This is a genomic window from Aurantiacibacter suaedae (genome assembly GCF_005434915.1).
GTDB lineage: Bacteria > Pseudomonadota > Alphaproteobacteria > Sphingomonadales > Sphingomonadaceae > Alteraurantiacibacter > Alteraurantiacibacter suaedae.
This window is the reverse complement of sequence record NZ_SKCG01000003.1, coordinates 453320-476076: the sequence shown is the minus strand read 5'-3', so window position 1 is coordinate 476076 and position 22757 is coordinate 453320. Positions and strand designations below refer to the sequence as shown.

Below are 22757 nucleotides of genomic sequence, written 5' to 3'. Positions count from 1 at the left end.
GATCAGCGCGCCTCGATCAACCAGCCATCGCCCGCCTGGCGCACGCTCACGCCCAGCAGCGGGCCGAGCGAGGCCGGATCGGCACGGATCGGGTCGATCAACACGCTGCCCGAAACCTCATCGCGCACGCTGGCAGGGGCCGCGCTGAAGGTCACGCCCGACATGCTGGAAAGCTCGGCGGCCAGCTCCGCGATGGAGGCGCGTTCGAACGTGATCCGCCCCTCGCGCCATTCGCCGACCTGTTCGAGCGCGATGTCACGCATCGTGACATCGTTCGAACCGAGTGGGCTTTCGAGCAATTGTCCGGGTTCGATCCGCACATTCTGACCGGCGGGATTGAAAATCACGAGCCCCTCCGAAACGCCAACCGCAAGCTCGTTGCTGCCAAGCTGCACTTCGAACACCGTGCCTGCGTCCACCACCTGATCCGCACCTACATCGAGCACGAAGGGATCGCCATCGTCGTGCAAAATCGTGAACAGCGCGCGCCCCTTTTCCAGCGTGGCAAGACGCGGCTTGTCTGGGTCCAGCGCGATGCGGCTGTCGGCAGCGAGATCGATTTTGCTGCCGTCCTGGAGCGCGATCAGGCGGGTTTCGCCCGGCGCTGTCTCGTATGTCTGCACGCCATGGTCGCCCCACCACAGGCCGATACCAACCACCACCAGCAACACCGCCGCCACCGCCGCCGACATCCAGCGGCGCGGAACCGGCCGCGCGGACGGCACTTCGTCATTCGCGGGCACTATGACATCGCGCTCCGCATCCGCCGCATCGGCAACAGCGCCTGCGATCCGGTCATAAGCCTCGGCATGGGCCGGGTCGCGCTCAAGCCAGTCGGTGAAGGCATCCCAATCGGCAAAGCCGGGATCGCCCGTGCGCACCGCCCAAAGGGCAGCCTGTTCGCGGATTGGATCGTCATGCTGCATGGTGCAGTCCTCCTGACCCGAAGACGGAGTCGATTGCCTCACACCTCATCGAGCTGCTCCCGCAAGTCGGCCAGAGCCTTGTAAGCACGGCGCAGATCGCTCTCGACCGTGCTGAGGCTGACCCCGAATTCCGCCGCGATCTGGCGCTGGGTCAGTCCATCGATCCGGTGGCGCCGGAATATTTCGCCAACACGCGGCGGCTCCAGATCGTCGAGCAATTTCTTCACCAGCAGCGCCAACTGACGCGAGGCAAGCTGGCGGTCGGCGGCGGGCGCATCGGAGACACCAGGGGTGCTGCCCGAATGCACCTCGCTCCATGCCCTGTCGCGCCGGTCGGCCTGGCGCCGGGCGCGATAGCGGTCGATCAGCAAAAGGTCCGCCGTGCGGAACAGATAGGGTAGCGGCGATGCGACCGGCCCGGTCCGCCGCTCCGATATCTTCAGCCAGATTTCCTGTAGCACATCCTCCGCCTCTTCCCCCGCCCCGCGCGCAGCGAGGAATCGCAGCAGGCGCTCCCTGTTGTCGAGGAACGCCGCTTCGAGTCCGGAAGGGGATGTCTGTACTGTCATGACCACGTGCGCGACATCGTGCGCCGTTGTGTAGGTGCAATCTGGCAGGTTGGAAAGCCGCTATGCGCTCGCTCAGCCGATCCGCGCACTCACGCCCAGGCGCAGGGTGCGCGGAACCGAATAGCTGTCTTTAAGCCAGACATGGTCCGGGCCGGTCAAGCTCTCCAGCCGTTCTTCGGTCAGGTTCGCGACTTCGAAGATCAGGCTGACGCCATCGGCCAGGCGATAGCGCGCTTGCAAGTCGATCTGTCGGCGCGGAGCCCAATAGACGTCCTGTAGCGCATCGTCCGCCTGCACGCTGCGCAGGGCCAGCCCCGTCCAGTTGAGCGCCGCCCGCAGCTCGAACCCGCCGCGCGTGTAGTAGACCGAAATATTGCGGATCTGCGAAGGCTGGCCAATCAGCCGATCGATCTCTCGCGGCGCACCATCTGGAACGGGGATTGCCATCGTTCCGCGCAGCACGGTCAAGTTGGCGCTGAGACCGAACGGCTCAAGCGGCGCAGCCAGCTCTTCGAGCGAGACGATGGTTGCCCCCAGTTCGAGACCGGAGACACGGGCCTCAGTGGCATTCACGGGCTGGATCACCCTGGCGTTGCGATAGTAGATCCCGTTGAAGCTGTAGCCGGTCGTCACCGAATCGAAGATCTCATCGGTTATCGCCTTGCGGAACAGCGCCAGCGAGAGCAATCCGCCCAGCGCCGAAGGCAGCTCCCACTCGAGCGAGAGATCGAAATTGTCCGAAATCCGCGGCCTGATATTCGCGTTGCCGAGGTTGACCTTGACGCCCAGCGCTGCACTGTCGCCTTTGTCATCGTCGGCCGCAAAGCTGATCGACTGGCGAGGGGCATAGACTTCGAACCCGGGTCTCCCCATCGTCTGGCTGTAGGCCGCGCGCAGTTTCAGCCCTTCGGCAACCTGGTAGTTGGCGAGCAGCGAGGGCAGCACCTCCAGATAGTCGGAGCGGACCGTGACCGGTTCCCACAGGTCGGCCAATTTGCGGTTGGCCGCCGTGCGGGTCCAGGTCTGCTCAGCGCGAAGGCCGGCGACAAGCTCGAGCCCGCTGCGCTCGTAACGCGCCATGGCATAGGCACCGAAGATGCGCTCGCGGTGGCTAAAATTGTCCCTCAGGTTGTCGTCGGTGGCGTTACTGCGGACCGCGCTGCCGATATTCTCTTCGAGCAGGCGCCAGGCCGGGTCCGGCTCAATTGTGATCAGCGACAGACCGCTGCGGTTCCAGCGAAGCGGCACATCACGAACATTGCCTGCATCGCTCAGCGATAGCGAGCTGCCGTAGAGGCGATACTGCTCGTTGGTGTAGGCGTAGGTGTAGCGCGTGGCCTTCCAGGAAAGGCCTGCTGCCAACCCGAAGGTGCCCTCCTCGCCGTCCATATTATGGTGCCAGTCGGCACGAACCGCATCGGCGGTGGAGCGCGCGCTACGTGCGCGATCGCGCCAGTAGGTCGGCGCATAGGCGGCAAGGTCGTTGTATGCCTCGGGTGCAAGGGCGAAGCTGTGGTGAAAGCTGCCGGTATCGTAAGTGATGCCAAGCGCTGGGGAGCCCACCACCTTGCCCTCGCTGTCTGTTCCAGCGGTGAACTTCACCATCTGGAAGGCCTCGTCGAGGCTGGCGCGCGAAATGCTGCTCGCAAGGCTGATCCGGTCGCGCGATGATGGCTCCCACTGCGCCTTGAGCTGCACCAGGCGGACCGCGCTGCGCGTCACGCCATCACGATAGCCGACCTGCACCGAGCCGCTGGCAAACCGGCCCGAAGTCGCTGTCTGCTCCGCCACGGCCGCATCGCCAGCGCTGATGATGATCTCGTTGCGGGTAAAGCCATCGTTGAAACGATAAAGCCCGGCCATGGCAGAAAGGCTCAGCCGATCGGACGGCCTCGCCGCCACGGCTGCGCGCAGCCCCCAGCGCTTGCGCGCGCTTTCGTTGTACCAGTATTTGTCCTGGCGCGGCACGAGTATCCCGTTGGAAAGCGCGAGATCGCTGACCTCATCACCATCGTCATTGTAGTAGGTGAAGAAATTACCATCGGCGTTGCCATGCACGTCGCTGCTGTTGTCGAGCCTCTGAAAGTCGGCCGAGATCAGCACGCCAAGCTTTCGATCAGGCCCGAATACATGCCCTGCGGTGACAGAAGCATTGCCGCCGAGCTCCGATTGCGGGCGCACAACGCTGCGCTGGCTGGCCGCAGACAGTCCCGCCTCGCCCACCAGAAAGCTCTCGCCGGTGCCGGAGAACGGCATCAGCGTCTCCATATCGATTGCCCCGCCAATGGCATTGGCGTCGAGGTCCGGGGTGAAGGTCTTGATGACTGTGAGCCGCGCGATTGCCGAGGCTGGCAGCAAGTCCATCCGCCCACCCCGGCTGCCGCTGTTCGAAACGGCATCGGGCACACCGATGGAGGCAATAGGCATCCCGTTTAGCGTGATGTTGTTATACGCCTGCGTAAGCCCCCGCACCACCGGCGCAATGGGCACGTCGCGCGGATGCTCGTTATCGGCAATGGCCACGACCGACACGCCCGGAACGCGGCGCAGGGCATCGACCACGGTGCTATCGGGAAGCCGCCGCATGTCGTCACCGCTGACCGCATCGACGATGCCGATGGCGGCAACCTTGGTTTCGACCGAGAAACGGTCTGCCATGCGCTGGCCGGTTACGATCAGCGGGCGGGTGTCCTGCACTTGGGCGACGGGCGCCGGAGAGGCCCGAACGGCTGCGGGCGGACGCCGCACGGGCGCGGCGCCCTCAATGATCAGGATAACGCCTCCCCGCCGGCGACTTTGCAGCCCGGTGCCGCGCAGCAACACTCGCAACGCCCGCTCCAGCGACATGCGCCCGCTCACGCCTTGTGTGCGCTTCCCGCGCAGCACTTCGGGCCGGGCGATGATCTGAACACCGCTATCGCGCGAAAAGGCGGGAAGCGCTGCCGACAACGGGCCTGCCGGCACTGAAAAAGAGATGTCGCGCGCCTCGGCTGGTGACGCCGCCGCCACGGCCGCCATCACCACAAACGGGCGGAGGGAAGCGTGGGTGGCTGGCCTAAGGCGCTGGAGAGCCCGGCTGAGGCGCATGTGCGACATGCGGGTTGCGCGCCTTCGAAAAGCCATTGGATAAATCCCGGATCAAGGCCTGTCGATTACGAAAGAGGCCTCGGTCTCACGAACCCGGAAATCGTGCATCGCACCAAGCCCCGACAGCACCGCCCCCGGCTCGGAGAGTAGAAAGCGCCCGGCCACGCGCCGGTCGAGCAGAGCTGGGTCTTCCAGTTCGATCGTCTTGGCCGTCCATCGCTCAAGCCGGGGTATCAGCTGCGCCAGCGGCATGTCTGCCACTTCCAGCCAGCCGCTGCGCCAGTCGGGTTCCCCGCGCATGGCATAGGAGACAGGAGCTGTGGGGGCGCCGTTTGCCAGCATGGAGCGCTGCGCGCGCCGCACCAGCACCGCCGTGTCTTCGTCCTCGCTCGCCGCGAAACGCACCAGTCCCCGAGAAACTTCCAACTCAACCGTATCGCCGTTAAGCGCCAGATCGAACCGCGTTCCCAGCACCGTGACCTTCCCCGCGCCAGCTGCCACTGTAAAGGGCCGGTCGGCATCGTGGGCGACATCGAACAGCGCTTCGCCTGCTGCCAGCGTTACATGGCGGCTATCGTTGCCAAGCTGCACGTCGATTGCGCTCGCGCCGTTAAGCAGCACCGTGCTGCCATCGGCCAGCGCGACTTCACGCACTTCACCGGCCGCCGTCTGGTATCGCTCGCTGGTTGCCTGCACTTGGCTCATGGGAAGCCACACGAAGGCGGCAACGACCATCAGCACGGCAGCCACAGCGCCGAGCATCATCAGCCCTCGCGCCGGATGCGCCGCAGGGGCCATATCGTTCGCCGCCACGGGCGTATCGTCCTGCCTGCTGCTGTGTTCCTGCAAGGAAGCAGTGACACTGTCGTCCATGCAGTTGCGCCACATCGCATCGAACAACTCGCGCCGCCCCGGCTTGTCGCCCATCCACTGGGCGAAGGCCATCACGTCGACCGGGCCGCCCAAATGACGGGACACCCACAGGGCTGCGTCCTCTTCATCCTGTTCGGTAATCTTGTGGTTCATCGAGAAATCGTTTGCTCTTCCGCTGCAGCAAAGCCCCGGTGAAGAGCCAGCACGGCACGGGCAACATGGCTGTCGACCGCCGCTGGGCTGATCGACATAGCTGCCCCCACCTCTTTCGACGACATGCCATGCAGTCGGCGCAAAATAAAGACCTGGCGGCGCAAGGGCGGCATTTGGTCGAGTATTCGTGAAGCCTGTTCCAGGCGTTGCTTGTCGATCAATACCTGTTCTTGCGAAGGTTCTTCGCCCGGAATTTCCATGCCATCTTCCGGCAAGGCATCTTCAGCCCGGCGCCGATTGGAGCGGGCACGGTCGATAATGAGGTTATTGGCGATGCGGTGCAGCAGCCCGCCGACATTGCCTACCGCTTCCCTGGGATATTGGGCAAAGCGCAGAAAACTGTCCTGTACGATGTCTTCGCTTGCCGAATGGTCGCCCAGTTTGCGGTAGGCCAGCCGATAGACGTAACAGCGAAACAGTCGGTATGACAATTCGTCCAGTTCCATGGCGCGCCCCTGTTTGTCTTTGTAAGCGGGGCGGGCCTAGGTCTGGTTAGTGACACCTTCATTGCTGCAAGCGCGAAAGATGGCCGTCTTCCGGGGTTTTTGCGGCTATTGCACCCCGCCCCCACCATCTCTCTCGCCCGCGCCCTCGCGTGCCTGACAAGCGGCAAGGCGGGCGCGAAGCAGGCGCGGATAGTCGGTCTGGATCACCGAGACACCCCGCTGCGCAAGATCGGCCAACGCCGGGCAGGCAGCCCATGCATCGGACAGACCCGCGTCGATATCGCCCAGCGCATTGGCCCAGATGCGCGCGGGCATGGCGGCGATCTCCTGGCTGGTCTTTCGGTCCAGCGTCTCGGTATCGCCATGCACGATGGCAATGGGTGACAGCCCACGGTTCTTTTGCGCCAGCGTGCTGTCGGGGCGCAGCCGGGTCATCACCGCAATGGTCGGCACCAGCGCGCGGGCACGGCGCAGCGTATCGCTATCGTCGTCGAACACGATCACCTGATCGATCATTCCCAGCCCTTCGACCACGGCCATCACCGGGCCGACCCGGTCTGTCTTCATATCGAGATCGACCAGAATGCGGCCGCAACTGTGCCGCAACATTTCCAGGAGGCTCGGCGGTGGGGTCTCGCCGCCTTCAAGGCGCAGCGCGCGCAGCTCGGCATAGGTCGTGTCCTCGGCCACGCCTGCGCCGTTGGTGGTCCGATCAACGGTGCTGTCATGCATGATGAAGGGCACGCCATCGCGCGAGACACGCACGTCGATTTCGAGCACGTCGGCGCCGTTCACAACCGCCTCCTCAGCCGCTGCGAGCGAGTTTTCGGGTGCATTGAGATGGCCGCCACGATGCGAGGCGATCAGCACCGGTCCGGTGGGATCGTGCAGCTGCGCCTGAAGCTGCGCCATGCGCGCTGGGTCACCGCAAACGGGGCTCGCCAGCGCGGGCGTGGCCGCCACCGCAAACAGCATTGCGGCGGCACAGGACAAGGTGGTTTTCATCGTGTCAGGTTCCTTTCCAAACCGTTCGAGGAGGCGAGCGCACCATGCGCCCGCCTCCCCGTGACGAACGTGCGATCAGAACCGGCCCGAGACGCCGAGCCAGAGCACCCGGCCCTTCTGGCTGCGCTCGGCGACGAGCTGGCCGGTCGGCATTTCACGGTAGTATTCGATCTGCGACTTGGTGAGGTTCTGGCCTTCCACGATCACCGTGAAATTGTCGCTCACGCTGTAGCGGACCTGCGCCGAGACCTCGCCGCGATGGCGGCTGAAGATGTCGAACACCTCGGCATCCTCGTTGATCGACTTCAGGTAATCGCCGACGTAGTTGTAGGCGACCGACGCCCCGAAGCGCTCAGTCTCGTAGGAAAGCGTCGCGTTGGCGAGGAATTCCGGCTGACCTTCCAGCCCGTTCACATCGCGCAGCGTCTCGTCGGCCTGAACCACGGTCTGCTCGCCATCGATGAAGGTGGCATTGGCCGAGAGCACGAAGTTGCCGAGGAAGCTGTCGGTATAGTCCTGGAAATCCTGCCGCGCCGACAGTTCGAGCCCCTTCAGCTTGGCCGCCTGCGAGTTCATCGGCGTGGTCACCCGCGCCGTGTAGGTTTCCCCGTCATAAACAATGCCATCGAGGGTGATGTTCTGCGTGAAGATCAGGTCCTTGATGTCCTTGTAGAACGCCGCCACCGACAGCAGGCTGCCCCGCCCCGCATACCATTCCAGCGACAGATCGAAATTGTTGGAGGTGCGTGGTTTCAGATCGGGGTTGCCGCGCTTGATCGAGATGGTGTTATCCTCGCTGTCTTCGGGCAGGCCGATACTCTCGCCGATGGCATAGTAGTTGAAGTCAGGCCGGCCGATCGTCTTCGAGTAGCCGGCACGCACGACGAACCCATTGCCGAACTGGTAGCTGGCAATGACCGAGGGCAGAAAATAATCGTAGGTCGCGCGGCGATGGCTGCGCACATACTGGGCTGCATCGTTTGGCTCTGCGGGCAGGTTATCGTCCTGAAGCCAGAGATCGACGTTGTTGACCGTGTTGTCATAGCGCAGGCCGGCGCGCAGGTTGAAGGAATCGGTGCGGAAGTTCGCTTCGACATAGGCAGCGAAGATCTGCTCGTTGATGTCGTAGTCGCTCGAGATATCGGTGTCGCTGTCGTCCGAGGTGATCGGGGTGCCTGCCGCCTGCCATGCGGCGCGATAGGCATCGTCATCAATGAACAGGAAATCGACCTCGCTATCGGTCGTCGGCAGGCGCACATCGCGCACGAAGTTTTCCATCGTCACCGGGTCATCCGCGTCAAGTAGCCCGGCGAGGCGGTTCTGGTCGAACGACTGGTCGGTGTTGGAATAGCTCACCCCGGCATTGAAGCCGAGACCGCGGTCGTCCCTGTCGAAGTTGTACGACAGATCGGCCGAACCGAAGCTGAGGTTCTGCGCCGCGCGCTGGGTGATGTGCTGGATATAGCCTTCCTCGTAATTCGCCGCATCGTTGACGAACTCGGGATCGTAGAAATCCAGCATCGGGAAGCCCGCGCCGAGATCGTAGGAGAAGGCGCTCTCGGGAAGGTTCTTGTCGGTGCTGAACTTCGAACGATCGCGAATGGTGTTGAGCCGCGCGCGCGAGTGGCTGCCGCGCAACTCAAGGCTCAGGGCATCGTTCAGCGTCTGGTCGACCAGGCCCGAAACGACGAAGGTCTCGCGCTTTTGCGGCTGGTGCGAATAGCCGAGCGAGGTGCGGCCCTGCGCCCATTCGCCAAAGGTCTCGGTCTGGTTGGCGGGGGCAATTTTCTCGTTGGCCGTGGCGAGGTACTCGTTCCGGATCTCGTCCTCTTCCTGATAGAAGTAGCCGGTGTAGATCGAGGCATAGGTGCTGTTGGACGGATCGTATTCGAGCTTCATCACGCCCGATGCGCGCGTGACCTTGTCATCATAAACGAAGATCTGGTTGCGTGAGGCCGCCGAATAGCCGTTGGTGTCGGTGATGTCGGCATAGTCGACCTGATCGTTCGAGCCGGTGCGATAGATGCGATAGCTGCTGTCGACCGCGCCCGGCTTCTGGTCGTAGTTGCTCGAATAGTAACGCGCGAAGGAGCCGGAAACCACGAGGCCCCAGTCGCGGTTGGCGCCGAAGGGGGTGGAGAAGGTGGCGTCGGCGCGCACATTCTGGCCCTGATCCATGTCGGCGGCGCCAGCGGTGGAGTTGTCGCCAATCGAGGCGCGCACCGCGAGCGAGGTGCGGTTGCTGTCGAAGGCGCTGGCGGTGATGAGGTCGAGCTGGCCGCTCAGCGCGTGCGGGTCGAGGTTGGCGGTGATGGTCTTGATCGCGTCGATCCGGCTGACGAAGGAAGGCGGCAACAGCTCGATGCGCGCACCGCGGCTGGAACTCGACGTGGTGGCGAGCGGCATTCCGTCGATGGTCACCTGGTTATAGGCCGAGCCGATGCCGCGGATCATCACGCTTTCGGCAAGGTCGGGCGAGCGATCGTTGGCGGTGCCGAAATCGGGCACCAGCGCGAGGCCGGGAATGCGCTGGGCAACCTGCGCGATGGTGAGATCGGGCAGCAGGCCGGCCTGATCCTGCGCGATGGAATCGGTGATGCCGGTGGCGTCGCGCTTCGCCTCGACCGCGGCGACGTTGGAGAGGCGGTAGCCCTGCACGACCAGAACGCTGCGATCTTCGTCCTGCTCGGCTTCGGATTGTGCCGGAGCGCTCTGAGCCATGGCGGCGTTGTGACCAAGGGCAAGCGCCAGCACCGAGGTAGCGGCGGCGCAGGAAAGGCGGGAGATACGGGTCATGGGTAACAAGTCCTGTTGCTTGAGGTCATTCGAAGTCGGCGATGTTTTGGTGAATTGGCGGCCACGGCAGGCCGCAGGGTCAGCCGCCCGGCTGGCAGCGCAGAGCGGGTGGCTGAACCTTGTCGAGATATGCGCGCAGGAGCAGCGGATAGTCGGTCTGGATGGCGTCGACGCCCTCGGCGACGAGCGCGCCCCACACGTGATCGGGGTCGGCCAGCGCCTGTTTTTCGTCGTAGGTGCGGCCCGAGAGGCTGTTCACCCAGAAGCGCGCACAGCGCGCGCGGATCAGCGGCGCGACCACCGGCGTGAAGGCGCGCGTCTTGACGTCGATCTCGTAGCTGACGGGCCGGATCGGATCGTAGGACGCGATAGAGCCTTCCGGATCACTAGCGAGATAAGGTTCGCGCAGGATCGGCTGAAAGTTCACCTCGCCGACCCACGGCGCATATTGCTGCACTTCTGCCAGCGGAGCTTCGGCCTTGAACAGGATTTGATCCATGTCGCCATGCTCCGCGATGAGGCTGAGCGCCTGATCGGTCAGGTCGACCTTGGCATCGAGATTGATGAGGATGCGCCCCTTGGCGGCGGCGAGCGCCTGCTCCAGCGTGGGCACGTGGCGATCGGTCAGCGGTGCCCCCCGCCCCTGCCCTTCGCGCAGGTGGAGCTTGCTCACCTCGGCCGAGTCCATCTGGTCAAGCGGGCCGGAACCATTGGTGGTGCGGTCGAGCGTCGTATCGTGCAACAGCACCAGTTGCCCGTCGCGCGTGGCGCGCACATCGAGTTCGACCATGTCGATCCCGGCGGCAATGCAGGCCTCGATCGCGTCGAGACTGTTTTCGGAAGCCTCGCGCCAGCAGCCCCGATGCGCCACCACCATCACCGAGCCATCAGGCCCGGCGAGGCGCCGCTCCAACTCGGCGGTGCGCGAGGAAGCCGATGCAAACTCGGGAGCAGGCGGAACACAGGCTGCCAGCACCAAACAGGGCACGGCTGCGAAAACCGCAGGCGTGCGAGTACAGGCGCGCGCAATGTACGCGAAAAGCCGCTGAAGCTGTGTCATGGTGTCCCTCGTTGCGAGAGGCCCTGATCCCTAAGGCCTCACTCCGCTTGACGAAGGGCGCCAGGAAATCTGACATGCCTGGCGAGATTTTTCACGGTAACGCAGTATCTATATGCATTTAAAGGCAATTAAAATGCCTCGAAGGCGGTTATGCTGGCGCTTGTTAGGCAGGCTCACCGGCTTTCGCCGCTAATGCGGCGACCCTCACAGGTGTGCGCTCGATCGATTCCGCCCGGCGCGTTGCCGTTACGACGATCGTTCCGGCCTGCCCTTGCGCAGCCTGCGTCTCGCCCGCTGAGACGGACTGCGTCATAGCCAAGCTCGTGGTGCCGGATCAGCGCGGAGCGCCGCCTACTGCCTGATAGAGACCTACCAGCGAGGTAAGTTCGTCAGCCTTGATCTGGACCAGCGACAGTTCCACCCCGAGCAATGCGCGCTGGGCATCCACCTGCTCGATATAGGGGCTATATCCGGCCCGGTAGCGGTTGCGAGCATGGCGCAGCGCATCGGCAACAGCGGCCTGCTGTGCCTCCAGGTCGGTCTCCTGATCGCCAAGATTGGCAAGGACAGCCATACGGTCTTCCACCTCGCGAAACGCGTCGAGCACGGTGGAACGATAGGCCCAGGCGGCCTGATCGCGCTGCGCGGTCGCGCCGTCGAGTTGGGCCTGAAGCCGTCCGCCTTGGAAGATCGGCGCCAAGATACTGCCGCCGAGAGACCACACGCCGATCGGATCGGCCAGCAGGTCGGACAAGGCTACGCCCGCGCTCGCTCCCAAGTTGAGCGAAGGCATAAAATCGGCCCGCGCCATGCGCATCTTCGCGTCGGCAGCGGCAATGCGATATTCCGCGGCCGCAATGTCCGGCCGCTGGCGCAATAGCTCGGAAGGGAGCGTGGCCGGCGGCGCCGGAACTACCAGTTCGTCAATCGTCCCGCCGCGCTCGATCGCGCCCGGCAAGTCTCCCGTAAGCACAGACAGCGCATTCTCCTGCCGGGCAATTTGCGCCTTCAGTTGTGGCACCTGCTGTGCGGTCGCCCGATATTCGGCTTCGGCCTGACGCAAGGGAAGCTGCGAGGTGTAGCCAACCTCGGCACGGTCACGCGCAAACTTCAGCGCCTCTTCGCGAGCCGCCAGCGTATCCTCTAGCACGGCGAGCCGCGCATCGAGCGCCAGCAGCGTGATGTAGCCGCTGGCCGTGGCAGCGCTCACGGCAAGAACTGCGGCTTCACTGGCGGCACTGCTCGCTGCCACTCCGGCTTCGGCCGCGTCGACGCGCGCCGCGTTCTTTCCGAACAGATCGACCTCGTATGAGGCACGGAAGGCCGGCTGGGCTGCCAGCGACGACTGCGCACGGCCAAACGCCGACACCTCCTGCTGTGCGCCCCCTTCGACCGCTGCTCCGAGCGAGGGCAGAAGATATCCGCGCGAAGCCTGCTCGGTCGCGCGCGCTTCCTCGACCCGCGCAGCCGCTATGCGCACATCGGCATTGTTGCGCCGCGCCTGATCGACCAGACGCACCAGTTGCGGATCGCCGAAGCTCTCCCACCAGCGCGCCTCGACAGGGGCAGTTGCCCCCTGCGGGCTGCGCCATTCCAGCGGTGGTGTCACTCCAGCGCCAACTGGCGCCTCGGTGAGCGACGGAGCACAGGCAGTCAGGGCCAGAGCGGATACGATCAGAAGAGCAAACGGCTTGCGCACAGCGATCAGTCCTCCGTATGAACGGTTGCGATGACAGACATGCCGGGGCCGAGCCGCCGCGCAGCTTCCTGCCCTTCGTCAAGCACGATCCGCACGGCAATCCGCTGCGGCACCTTCACGAAATTGCCCGCGCCGGTGTCAGGCTTGACGATACTGAATTCGCTGCTGGCTGCCGGTGCGATGCTCTGCACCTGCCCGGTCAATTCGAGACCGCCCAGCGCATCGACCTCCAGCGTGGCGCGCTGCCCCACGGCCATGTTGGCGGTCTGTGTCTCCTTGAAGTTGGCAACCACCCACAGCTCGTCGGGGACGATATACATCAATTGCGTGCCAGCGCTCACAAGCTGACCGACACGGGCGGTGACCTCGCTCAGGCGGCCTGAACGCGGGGCACGAATTTCGGTGCGGGAAAGTTCGATCTCGGCCAGGTCTTTCGATGCCTCGGCACCGGCAACCTGCGCTTGCAGCGCGCCGCGCCCCACCGTCACCGACCGCACGTTCTCGGCGGCAATGTCCCGTTGGGCCGCAGCCTGCCGAACCCCGGCCTGCGCCTGCTGCAAGGCGGCGCGCGCCTGATCGCGCTCGCGCAGCGACACCGAGCCTTCATCCACAAGTTCGGCGATCCTGTTCATATCCGCCTGCGCCTTTTGCAACGCTGCACGCGCGCTGGCGACGGCTGCATTCTGCAGTTCGAGCTGAGCCTGAGCGGAGCGCTGGCTTTGCGCGCTGTTTGCCAGAGCTGCCTGCTGCGCGGCAGAGTTTGCAGATCCCTGCAGAACCTTTTGCTGGAACGGGGCGTCGTCGATCCGAGCCAGCAGATCGCCTTTTTCCACGCGCTGGAAGTCGGTGACGGGCACTTCGGTCAGATAGCCGGCAACCTGCGGGCTTACGACCGTGGTCCGTCCACGCACATAAGCGTTGTTGGTGGTCTCGTTTCCGCCGGCAAATGGCGGAAGGCCCCACGCATAAAGCGCTGCCAGGATACCCGCGAGGATGACGAGGACGGCAACGATAATGCGCCGCCGCGAAGGATTGGGAGACCACCCCTTGGCTGGCTCCGCTTCGGGTTTCGCTTCGGTCTGTGACGGGGAATTTGTCATTGTCTGATCCTTGCGAGCCTGGCCTCCAGCGCGGCCAGTTCCTTGGCGAGCGGATTGTGCCCGCGAATCTTGTTGATCAGCCACGGCAAAAACACCGCGGCAAAGGTGATCGCGGCGAGAATGCCGACGAGGAAGAACACATCATTGAAGGCCAGTACCGCCGCCTCGCGCCCCACTGCGGCAGAAACAGTCGAAGAGGCGGCCTGCTGTTGCAGAGCAGGGTCCGACTGAAGCGGAGCGATATTCCGGGCCGCACCCGACAGCGCCGCCCCCAACTGGCCATTGCCGAGCGTAAGCGTGCTGCCCGCGTCGATCAGATGGGTCTTGAGGCGGACCGTGTAGAAGGCAGAGAGCAGCGAACTGCCCGCCAATCCTCCCATCGACTGCGAAAGCGAGAAAATCGCGATGAAGCTGATCACGAACCGCTGGCCTGCGGCGAGCGCCCGAACCATACCTTCCATCATGATCGGGCCCATTGCGAACACAGCGCCGAAGGCGATCGCGGCCTGGGTGACATAGAGATCCTGCGGCCGTGTCATTACCCCGGTTCTGGTGTCGGCGAAGGCGGCAACGCCAATCACGAAGATGGCGAAAAGCACCGGGCGTGTAAGATCCTTGGGATCGAGACGCACAACCGAAAGCACCATGCCGCCAAAGGTCGCCCCGACCAGAACCCAGAAATAGCCGATCAGCTGCTCGTTGCCGTAACCAAGCGCGGAGAACATGCCGGTGGCGCCGTAGCCCTGCTCGGCCACGAGCACCCGCACTGTCGCACCGATGATGCCGAGGCTCAGGATCGCGCGGCTGGAAAGCCAGCTCAGATCGAGCATGGGGCTCTGGCGGTTGGCCTCAATGAGAAAACAGCCGCCGAGGCCGAGAATTGCCACAACCAGCGCATAGCCAAGCCAGGGTGTATCCCACCACTGGATGCGTCCCTGGATAAGGAAGGTGCACAGGGCGCAAACACCGATGATAAACAGGGCGATGCTGGGAATGTCGAGCTTTTCAAACGTAACCGCCCTCTCGCCAGGAGGAAGCCGCAGCAGGAAGACCAAGCCGAAGCCCAGCAGCGAGAGCGCGAACTGGAACTGGAAGACGTGGCTCATCTCGCTATCCACCAGCAGCGTGGGGGACAGCGCCCTTGCCAGAGGAAAGGCGATCTGCGTGAGGCCGATCGAAATCACGAGGCCTGCGATCTTCATCGGGGCGGGCAGGCCCTGCATCAGGTAGTAGATCGTAAGAGCGGACAACCCGCTTGCCGTAATCCCCGCAACGGCGCGCGCAGCCAGCTCGGGATAGTATCCGGGGCCGATCATCTGCACGAAATTGGCCGCCACCAGCCCCGCCATCGCCCAGCGCACGAACGGCTGGATGCCGAACTGCTGCCTGACCCGAAACAGCAGCATGCTCATGCAGGAATAGGTGGAATAGAACGCGACCGTCAGCCAGCCCGCCTCCACCGGAGTAAGCGCGAACTCGGCCTGAAGCGCGCCCGAATTGGCCAGCAGGAAGCCGTTCTGACTGCCGCCGACGAGGCCGATGAAGATGCCGATGGCAAGATAGGCCGCTCGTCTGGCCCCCGGGTGGTCGGGATTGGCCGGCGAGCCAGGCAGGATCGGCAGCTCATGCGGTTTGAACCGATAGCCGCCCACATGGTCGATAAGGGGTTTGCGATCAGCCACCGAGCAAAGCCCCTTCGATAAGCGTGGCTTCCAGCGCAGCCTCGAACGCCCGATCGTCGGCCACATTGTCGACCAGCTTGGTGAGGCGTTCGCGCCGGGCGACGGCGCTCGATGCGGCGTAGATGAAGTTGGCGACCCGGAATTGCAGGTGGCTGACCTCGTTCTCGCTTTCTGCGGCGGCACTGCGGGCCAGCTCGAAGAAGTAGCGGTGCAGCGGCAGCGACAGTTCATCGAGCAGCCAGCCGCTGCGATCGGAATCGATTGTAGTGTCGCGCAGTAAAAGGCGCGGAAGATCCGGGTGCGCCAAGAGATAATCGAGGAAAATTTTCATCGCATTGCGCAGGCGCTCCCTCCCGGAAGCCGCTGGCTTTGCTGTCAGCGCCGCATCCAGCGCTTCGTGAAGCTCTTTAGCCGATTGCGACACGATAGACCGCCACAGCCCTGCCTTGCCGCCGAAATGATAGGCAATAAGCGCCACGTCGATGTCGGCGTCGCCGGCGATCTCGCGAAGCGACGTCGCCTCGTATCCCTTGGCGGCAAAGCGCAACCGTGCGGCTTCGGCGATCGCCGAACACATATCGGTTTTGCTTTTTCGCGGCCGTCCGGGCCTTCGGCGTTCAGTCACTACGGGCTCCTGCTGGCAACGCAGATAGCAACGGCCCTGCCTTATTCAATACGCGTTGAATAAATTGAGCTCGCAATCAGCAGGGCGTAACCCGGCCGCCGGGCGCAGCTATGCCTCATTCCAATCTGCCGCCGCTGGGAAAATCGGAAAAGCCGCGCTCTGCGAACGGTGCCTTCGGCAATCCCGGACCTACGAGCGCTGCTCTTGGCCAGATGAGGCAAATTCCGATTGCTGCGGAGGCACTCTCGCACCGTAGCGTCTACTTCCCGCGCCCCCTGCCCCCACGCTTTCGAGCGGCGATTTGTCTCGGCCTTCGTAAAGCACGACACGGTTTCGGCCATTGGCCTTTGCCGCGTAAAGCGCTCCATCGGCGTCGCGGACGAAGTCTTGCTGGCGCAGCTTGGCCGCCCTGGCGATCCGGGCGCCAAAGCTGGCGGTGATCCTTATCCGGTTCCCGCACGTGTCGAGAATTTCGAGGTCCGCGATCATTTTGCGCACGCGCTCGGCAATGCTTACGGCATTGGCGCTTTCGCTACCCGTCAGGGTGGCGATGAATTCCTCTCCACCATAGCGAGCGGCAATCCCCTTATGCCGTTCGATCTCGCTGTTGAGCAGGGCGCCGATCTTGGCCAGGCATTCGTCTCCCAGCTGATGGCCGTAGGTGTCGTTGAAATGCTTGAAATGATCGACATCGAGCAGGACGACCGCCAAGGGTTCCCCCGATGCCAGCACGGCCTCGAAGGTTGCAGAAAAGCGTTTCTCGAAGCCCCGCCGATTAAGCAACCCGGTAAGCGGATCCATCTGTGACAGGTTTTCCAGCTCCTTGTTGATCTTCAGCAATTGCGACTGCGCCTGGCGGCTCTTGACGGACAGAATGAAATTCTGATCCCTGAGCCGGTCGCTTCGGCGCTTGAACAAGAGAGGAAAGGTGCAGCAGACCAAGGAATAAAGCAGCAGATCTGCAATATCCACGTCGACGGCAGCGCCCAAACCAAACGGCAAGGCAATGGCCACAAACCCTGACACAGAGAGCCAGCATGACGCGCCGATGCGAAGCGGAAGCAGCAGAACTGCCATGGCGACCATCATCGTGGCCGCCATCAGATACCTGTCCGAGAATTCGACAATTGTCTGCGTTCCGATGAAGGAAACGACGCCCGCGAACCCGGCAACGGGGGCGACCGCCCCCACCAGTCTGAGCAGACTGTGCTCCGAACGGATCAGCCAGATTCCGATAAGATACGAGGGGACGACCACGCCCAATCGCAGCGTAGCGCCCACGACGGGAACACCTGTCACCGAATCGAGCGGGATGCAGGCCAGGCAAAGAACAATGCCGACAACATGGCAAAACGTGAGTTCGCGCGTAATGCGCCGGGCATGGGTTATCGACCACACTCTTTGAACGGCAGCAGGCCAGCTGGAATATGGCGCATCCTCGTCGAGGACGCAGCCTTGCTCCATGCCGATTCGCAGATCGTCTGGATGGGAGGGCACCATCTCACCAGGCTATCGGTAATGGTTTAAGAACCTATACCAATTGACTTAGGTAAATAGCTAATTGGGACTTCGTGAAGACCGACCGGGGCCTGCCGGCTCATCACCAATTGCAGCGAGCCGGGTCACTCTCTCAGCGCTCCCCCCCTTAGCAAAGGTAGCATCCGCGGCGTCACAAACAGCCCCCCGCAAGGCCATCTTCGTCTAGCTGTCCGGTTGCTGCTCGCCCGAGGCCGCCATCAGATCCATCAGGTTGCGCGCCGCCTCGCGGTCCGTCTCGTCATCGAAGGCGACATCGAGATCGGGCGCGGCCCCGAGCATGAAGAGCATCGACCACAAGGCAAAGCGCTTGCCCCGATCCTGCTCAAGCCCGAAATCGACCAGCATCCGGTCCACCCCGGCGGCGACCGAACGCGGATCCACCTCGGCGAGATTGAAGGTGCCGAAATAGCGATGCAGCAGGTCGTTCATGTCCATGCGCGGCGTTTAGCGCGGTTCGCGCATTCTGACCATTGGGCCGCGCGCACTGTGCTGCTATGGGCCGCGCCATGCTTACCATCGACGGCATCACCGTCCGGCTTGGCGGCCGGCCCATTCTTGAGCGCGCCAGCGCGACAATCCCGCAAGGCGCACGGGTCGGCCTGATCGGCCGCAACGGCGCGGGCAAGTCCACGCTGATGAAGGCGCTGATCGGCGAGATCGATCCCGACGAAGGCCAGATCGGCAAACCTTCTCGCGCGCGGCTCGGCTATATCGCGCAGGAAGTGCCGAGCGGACAGACGACGCCGGAAGAGGCCGTGCTCGCTGCCGATGTCGAACGCGCCAGCCTGCTCGAAGAGGCCGAGACCTGCACCGATGTCGACCGGCTGGGCGAAGTTCACGAACGCCTGCTCGCCATCGACGCTTATAGTGCCCCTGCCAGGGCGGCGAAAATCCTAGTCGGCCTCGGTTTCGACGAGGAGATGCAGCGCCGCCCGCTCGACAGTTTCTCGGGCGGCTGGAAGATGCGTGTGGCGCTGGGCGCGCTGCTGTTTTCCGAGCCCGACGTGCTGCTGCTCGACGAGCCATCGAACCACCTCGACCTCGAAGCGACCCTGTGGCTGGAGAACTTCCTCAAGTCCTATCCGGCGACGCTGCTGGTGATCAGTCACGAGCGCGACCTGCTTAACAATGTGGTCGACCACATTCTGCACCTGCAAGGCGGCAAGCTTACGCTGTACACCGGCGGTTACGACGCCTTCGAGAAGCAGCGCGCCGAGCGGGCCGCGCAGCTGGCCTCGGCCAAGGCGGCGCAGGATGCGCAGCGCGCGCGGTTGCAGGACTATGTCGCGCGCAACAGCGCCCGGGCCTCGACCGCCAAGCAAGCGCAGGCCCGCGCCAAGATGCTGGCCAAGATGCAGCCTATCGCGGCCTTGATGGAAGATCCGTCGCTGAGCTTCGAATTTCCCTCACCGGAGGAACTACGCTCGCCGATGATCACGCTCGATGGGGCTGCGGTCGGCTATGGTGAGGCGCCGCCGATCCTCCAGCGGCTGAACCTGCGCATCGATGCCGACGACCGGCTCGCGCTGCTCGGCCGCAACGGCAACGGCAAGACCACGCTCGCTCGCCTGCTCGCCGCGCAGCTTCAGCCCGCCGAGGGCGACATGGCTGCACCGGGCAAGCTCAAGGTCGGCTATTTCACGCAGTATCAGGTCGAGGAACTGGCGAGCGATGCCACCCCGGTCGAGCTGATGACGCGGGCGATGGACGGAAAGACCCCCGGCGCGGTGCGTGCGCAACTTGGCCGGTTCGGTTTTTCCGGCCCGCGCGCGACCACCAATGTCGAGCAGCTTTCGGGCGGTGAGCGCGCGCGGCTCGCCCTCGCACTGATCACGCGCGATGGTCCGCACCTCCTCATCCTCGACGAGCCGACCAACCACCTCGACGTCGACGCGCGCGAGGCGCTGGTGCAGGCACTGAACGACTACGCAGGCGCGGTGATCCTGATCAGCCACGATCGCCACATGGTGGAGCTGACGGCGGATCGGCTGGTGCTGGTCGATGGCGGCACCGCGAAGGACTATGCCGGCTCGATGGACGACTACATCGACTTCGTGCTGGGCCGGAACCAGCCGAAGAAGGAGGCCAAGCCCGGACAGGCCAAGCAATCGAATGGAAATTCGGCCAAGGCGCGGGCTAAAGCACGCTTCATCAAGTCGGAGCTGGCCGCCGCCGACAAGGCCATGGCCAAGCTGCAAACCAGCCTCAATGAGCTTGATCAGGCGATGTACGAACCCGCCAATGCGGCCCCGCATCTGGCCGACCGCACGATGAGCGACTTGCTCGCCCAGCGCGCCAAGGTGAGTGACAAGCTTGAAAAGGCCGAAGCTGAATGGCTGGTGCTGGGCGAACAACTCGAAACGCTCGAACAGACATAGGGCTCTCCGCGACAAGGCTTGGCACCAGCTGAGGCGCCCTGCCCGCCTCGCCCTCGGCTATTGGCCTTGGGATGATGAAGGTATATGTCCATTAGTCAGAGTTGAAATAACGCCGCGAAGCCATCGAAAGAGCAAAAAAGTCAGGCATCGGGCGGACATAGCTTCGTGGGAGAGGTGCGCATGATTGGTTCGGATGTCTTGCTGGAATTGTATTCCTGCCCGACCGAACCCACTCGTTGGCAAGGCCTGCTGGATTGGATGTGCGGCAAGGTCGAAGCCACCAGTGCGGTTGTGCAGCGCTTTCGCCACTCGGACGGTTTCATGGAGCAGACCTGGATCGCCAGGGACACCGCCTCGACCCGCGCATCCCGGCTTCATGACGAACTTGTCAACAACGCTGCCAATCCGCGCTTCAACCTCAACCTCCTCGCCCCATCCGCTCCCAATGGCGTAATCCGCGATGCTGACATCTTCTCGCAAGGCTGTCCGCAGCTGGGCAAGTTTCGCGAGCGGCTGCACGCGGCAGGTCTGGGCGAATCGATTAGCGTCGACACGCATCACGTGGGCAACCAATCGGTTGCCGTGACCGTGCATCGCCGCTCCGGCGACACGCGCCCTTTCACGCGCGAGGACGAAGAGTTGCTCCTCTCCATACGGCCCCATATCGGCAAGGCCGCCGATCTGAGCTGGGAACTCGCGCGCCGGAATGATGAACTGCGCCAGGCGCAGCAGATCGCCGACCTGCTGCAAATCGGCATTATCGTCTGCACCGAGGCACGACAGCTCCGCTGGGCCAATGAGGCGGCTGAGGAAATGCTCGACCGCTCGCCTCATATCTCGGCCGATGGCGGGACCTTGCGCGGCAGCCGGCTGGACCGCGACAAGCAACTTCACCTGATGCTCAATTCCCGCGAGACGCAGGGATGCGAAACGCTGGTGCTGGGAGCCGGCGAGGAGGATGAGCTGCACCTGGGGCTGATCCGCTTTGCCGATCCGCAGGGTGGCTTCGCCTTGCTGGTGAGCGAACCGCGCCGGTCATTCTCGCCCTCGGTCGATGAGATCGCCCGGCTGCTGCAGCTTACACAGGCCGAAGCCCGCGTAACCGCCGCCCTGTTCGCGGGAAGCACGCTGAAGGAATATGCCCAGTCGCGCGGGATCAGCGAAGGCAGCGCGCGCAACCAGCTCAAGCAGGTTCTTTCCAAGACAGACGCGCGCCGGCAAAGCGAACTGGTGCTGCGACTGTCGAATTCGGTGCTGTTCCACGCACGCACCGGTCCACAATCGCCACTGCTTTCCTGAAACGCTTCTGCGCATTTACCGCCACGTATCCCATTTGGGACTTCAATCTGCGGCGCGCAGTTAGGATAGCTCCTGACAAAAGGAAGGAGACAATACTCGTGAGACTGCGCAAAACACTTCTCTCGGCTGCGCTCATGCTGGGATGCGGCATGGCCACAGCCCCGGCGATCGCTCAGCCACAGCTCCCGCCGCAGGTGGCCAGCGGTGAACGCTCCGATGTGCCGGTGGCGGTGCAGAACCTGCGCTGGGCGATGAACGATGCGAACGTGAACAGCCTGACGTTCCGCAGCATGGACAAGCTGTTTTATACGCGCTCGGTGCCGCGGTCCGGCCCGGTCTGGCAGCTCGAGCGTGACGATCACCCGCTCGATTTCACTTACCAGTTCGAGGGCAGCACCTATACATCCGAAGAGTTCCTCGACCGCACCTACACCAATGCGCTGCTGGTGATGAAGGACGGCAAGATCGTCTACGAGAACTATCTCAACAACAGCCGCGCCGATACGCGTTTCATGGGCTGGTCGATGACCAAGTCGCTCACCTCGCTGCTGGTCGGCTTTGCCTTGCAGGAAGGCCGCATTGCCTCGCTCGACGATGCCATCGACAGCTATCTGCCCGAGCTGAAGGGCGGCGGTTATGAAGGCGTGACGATCCGGCAGGTTCTGCAGATGCGCTCGGGCGTCGATTACGAGGAACGCTACGACTTCGCCAATCCCGGCATCGCAGCCACCAACCATATCAATGCCTTGGTCAAGAACACGCACCGTTTCGTGGAGCCGGCCTTCACCATTAACCGCGCGCACACGCCGGGCGAACACTTCCAGTACAAGACCATCGACACCGCCGTGCTTGGCCTGCTGATCGAACGCGTCAGCGGGGGCAGCACCATCGCGTCCTACATGACGCAGCGCCTGTGGGAGCCGCTGGGCATGGAGGCCGATGGTTTCTTCATCATGGATGGCCCGCCCGGCGTGGGCCGCGAGTTCAACGGGGCGGGCTTCAACGCCACATTGCGCGACTATGCCCGTATCGGCCTGATGATGATGAATGGCGGCAAGGCCAATGGCCGTCAGGTCGTGCCCGCCGATTGGGTCGCCCTGTCGACCGCGCCCACCGAGGCCCCGTCCGGTGAAGGCATGGGTTATGGTATGCAATGGTGGACCTTCGGCGAGAACGCCTATGCGGCGATCGGCCTGCAAGGGCAGTACATCTATGTCGATCCGACCTCCAAGACCGTGGTCGTGAAGATGAGCTATTTCCCGCCCGCCGATATGACACCATCAAACGAAACCGCTGCCTTCCTCGCTGCGGCAAGCGCCTGGTCGCCCGAGTGACCAGCTCGCAACAATCGGGCTGATCGATGGCCTGATATGCTGAGCAAGCCGGGCGGCAGCGATCATCGCTGCCGCCCGTTTGCGTCTGTAGCCGCGCATTTTCGCGGACTGTTCCCTTTCGGTATA

Annotated in this window: 18 protein-coding genes; 3 read left to right on the top strand and 15 right to left on the bottom strand. The window is 63.6% G+C overall.

Features of this window, described 5'->3' with window-relative positions; genetic code table 11:
* Positions 1 to 2: 2 nt before the first annotated feature.
* From E0473_RS13175 to E0473_RS13110, 15 genes are all read right to left on the bottom strand, one after another.
* On the bottom strand, positions 3 to 926 hold the full coding sequence (locus tag E0473_RS13175; RefSeq protein ID WP_137681339.1) for a FecR family protein: 924 nt from the start codon (positions 924 to 926) through the stop codon (positions 3 to 5).
* A 38-nt stretch (positions 927 to 964) separates the two neighbouring features.
* The gene (locus E0473_RS13170) at positions 965 to 1495 is read right to left on the bottom strand and encodes an RNA polymerase sigma factor (RefSeq protein WP_137681532.1); all 531 of its coding nucleotides are present in this window, start codon (positions 1493 to 1495) and stop codon (positions 965 to 967) included.
* A gap of 72 nt (positions 1496 to 1567) precedes the next feature.
* On the bottom strand, positions 1568 to 4591 hold the full coding sequence (locus tag E0473_RS13165; protein WP_161981610.1) for a TonB-dependent receptor: 3024 nt from the start codon (positions 4589 to 4591) through the stop codon (positions 1568 to 1570).
* A 42-nt stretch (positions 4592 to 4633) separates the two neighbouring features.
* Positions 4634 to 5608 carry a FecR family protein gene (locus E0473_RS13160; protein WP_137681337.1) on the bottom strand — a complete coding sequence of 325 codons (975 nt, stop codon included), beginning with the start codon at positions 5606 to 5608 and terminating at the stop codon, positions 4634 to 4636.
* Positions 5605 to 6114, bottom strand: a complete 510-nt coding sequence (locus tag E0473_RS13155) for an RNA polymerase sigma factor (RefSeq protein ID WP_137681336.1) — start codon at positions 6112 to 6114, stop codon at positions 5605 to 5607. Before E0473_RS13155 ends, E0473_RS13160 begins: the two co-directional genes overlap by 4 nt.
* Positions 6115 to 6219: 105 nt before the next feature.
* A complete protein-coding gene (locus tag E0473_RS13150; protein WP_137681335.1) occupies positions 6220 to 7119 on the bottom strand; it encodes a glycerophosphodiester phosphodiesterase family protein in 900 nt (299 codons plus the stop codon).
* Positions 7120 to 7194: 75 nt separating this feature from the next.
* Positions 7195 to 9915, bottom strand: a complete 2721-nt coding sequence (locus E0473_RS13145) for a TonB-dependent receptor (protein WP_137681334.1) — start codon at positions 9913 to 9915, stop codon at positions 7195 to 7197.
* A gap of 79 nt (positions 9916 to 9994) precedes the next feature.
* A complete protein-coding gene (locus E0473_RS13140) occupies positions 9995 to 10975 on the bottom strand; it encodes a glycerophosphodiester phosphodiesterase family protein (protein WP_137681333.1) in 981 nt (326 codons plus the stop codon).
* A 163-nt stretch (positions 10976 to 11138) separates the two neighbouring features.
* Complete coding sequence (locus E0473_RS15425; protein WP_161981609.1) at positions 11139 to 11288, bottom strand: hypothetical protein; 150 nt, start codon at positions 11286 to 11288, stop codon at positions 11139 to 11141.
* A gap of 21 nt (positions 11289 to 11309) precedes the next feature.
* Complete coding sequence (locus tag E0473_RS13135; RefSeq protein ID WP_137681332.1) at positions 11310 to 12674, bottom strand: efflux transporter outer membrane subunit; 1365 nt, start codon at positions 12672 to 12674, stop codon at positions 11310 to 11312.
* 5 nt (positions 12675 to 12679) lie between these two features.
* Positions 12680 to 13774, bottom strand: a complete 1095-nt coding sequence (locus E0473_RS13130) for an HlyD family secretion protein (RefSeq protein WP_137681331.1) — start codon at positions 13772 to 13774, stop codon at positions 12680 to 12682.
* Positions 13771 to 15456, bottom strand: coding sequence for an MFS transporter (locus E0473_RS13125; protein ID WP_137681330.1), 1686 nt, complete (start codon positions 15454 to 15456; stop codon positions 13771 to 13773). The genes E0473_RS13130 and E0473_RS13125 overlap by 4 nt, the downstream gene beginning before the upstream one ends.
* Positions 15449 to 16033: a TetR family transcriptional regulator gene (locus E0473_RS13120; protein WP_137681329.1), complete on the bottom strand. Its 585-nt coding sequence runs from the start codon at positions 16031 to 16033 to the stop codon at positions 15449 to 15451. Before E0473_RS13120 ends, E0473_RS13125 begins: the two co-directional genes overlap by 8 nt.
* Before the next feature lie 237 nt (positions 16034 to 16270).
* Positions 16271 to 17545: a GGDEF domain-containing protein gene (locus E0473_RS13115; RefSeq protein WP_161981608.1), complete on the bottom strand. Its 1275-nt coding sequence runs from the start codon at positions 17543 to 17545 to the stop codon at positions 16271 to 16273.
* 237 nt (positions 17546 to 17782) lie between these two features.
* Complete coding sequence (locus tag E0473_RS13110) at positions 17783 to 18055, bottom strand: hypothetical protein (protein ID WP_137681327.1); 273 nt, start codon at positions 18053 to 18055, stop codon at positions 17783 to 17785.
* Between the two features lie 71 nt (positions 18056 to 18126).
* Here E0473_RS13110 and E0473_RS13105 point away from each other — a divergent pair, with 71 nt between their 5' ends.
* The 3 genes from E0473_RS13105 to E0473_RS13095 all read left to right on the top strand — a co-directional run bounded on the left by E0473_RS13105 (position 18127) and on the right by E0473_RS13095 (position 22631).
* Positions 18127 to 19998: an ABC-F family ATP-binding cassette domain-containing protein gene (locus E0473_RS13105; protein WP_137681326.1), complete on the top strand. Its 1872-nt coding sequence runs from the start codon at positions 18127 to 18129 to the stop codon at positions 19996 to 19998.
* A 180-nt stretch (positions 19999 to 20178) separates the two neighbouring features.
* Positions 20179 to 21297 (top strand): helix-turn-helix transcriptional regulator, encoded by a 1119-nt coding sequence (locus E0473_RS13100; RefSeq protein ID WP_137681325.1) that lies wholly within the window; start codon positions 20179 to 20181, stop codon positions 21295 to 21297.
* Between the two features lie 149 nt (positions 21298 to 21446).
* Positions 21447 to 22631, top strand: a complete 1185-nt coding sequence (locus tag E0473_RS13095) for a serine hydrolase domain-containing protein (protein WP_241657506.1) — start codon at positions 21447 to 21449, stop codon at positions 22629 to 22631.
* Positions 22632 to 22757 lie beyond the last annotated feature (126 nt).

Bases quoted from the DNA above. Each gene is read 5' to 3' on its own strand.
- E0473_RS13175 (WP_137681339.1), bottom strand. From the start codon at position 926: ATGCAGCATGACGATCCAATCCGCGAACAGGCTGCCCTTTGGGCGGTG.
- E0473_RS13170 (WP_137681532.1), bottom strand. From the start codon at position 1,495: ATGACAGTACAGACATCCCCTTCCGGACTCGAAGCGGCGTTCCTCGAC.
- E0473_RS13165 (WP_161981610.1), bottom strand. From the start codon at position 4,591: ATGTCGCACATGCGCCTCAGCCGGGCTCTCCAGCGCCTTAGGCCAGCC.
- E0473_RS13160 (WP_137681337.1), bottom strand. From the start codon at position 5,608: ATGAACCACAAGATTACCGAACAGGATGAAGAGGACGCAGCCCTGTGG.
- E0473_RS13155 (WP_137681336.1), bottom strand. From the start codon at position 6,114: ATGGAACTGGACGAATTGTCATACCGACTGTTTCGCTGTTACGTCTAT.
- E0473_RS13150 (WP_137681335.1), bottom strand. From the start codon at position 7,119: ATGAAAACCACCTTGTCCTGTGCCGCCGCAATGCTGTTTGCGGTGGCG.
- E0473_RS13145 (WP_137681334.1), bottom strand. From the start codon at position 9,915: ATGACCCGTATCTCCCGCCTTTCCTGCGCCGCCGCTACCTCGGTGCTG.
- E0473_RS13140 (WP_137681333.1), bottom strand. From the start codon at position 10,975: ATGACACAGCTTCAGCGGCTTTTCGCGTACATTGCGCGCGCCTGTACT.
- E0473_RS15425 (WP_161981609.1), bottom strand. From the start codon at position 11,288: ATGACGCAGTCCGTCTCAGCGGGCGAGACGCAGGCTGCGCAAGGGCAG.
- E0473_RS13130 (WP_137681331.1), bottom strand. From the start codon at position 13,774: ATGACAAATTCCCCGTCACAGACCGAAGCGAAACCCGAAGCGGAGCCA.
- E0473_RS13120 (WP_137681329.1), bottom strand. From the start codon at position 16,033: ATGTGTTCGGCGATCGCCGAAGCCGCACGGTTGCGCTTTGCCGCCAAG.
- E0473_RS13115 (WP_161981608.1), bottom strand. From the start codon at position 17,545: ATGGAGCAAGGCTGCGTCCTCGACGAGGATGCGCCATATTCCAGCTGG.
- E0473_RS13110 (WP_137681327.1), bottom strand. From the start codon at position 18,055: ATGGACATGAACGACCTGCTGCATCGCTATTTCGGCACCTTCAATCTC.
- E0473_RS13105 (WP_137681326.1), top strand. From the start codon at position 18,127: ATGCTTACCATCGACGGCATCACCGTCCGGCTTGGCGGCCGGCCCATT.
- E0473_RS13100 (WP_137681325.1), top strand. From the start codon at position 20,179: ATGATTGGTTCGGATGTCTTGCTGGAATTGTATTCCTGCCCGACCGAA.
- E0473_RS13095 (WP_241657506.1), top strand. From the start codon at position 21,447: ATGGCCACAGCCCCGGCGATCGCTCAGCCACAGCTCCCGCCGCAGGTG.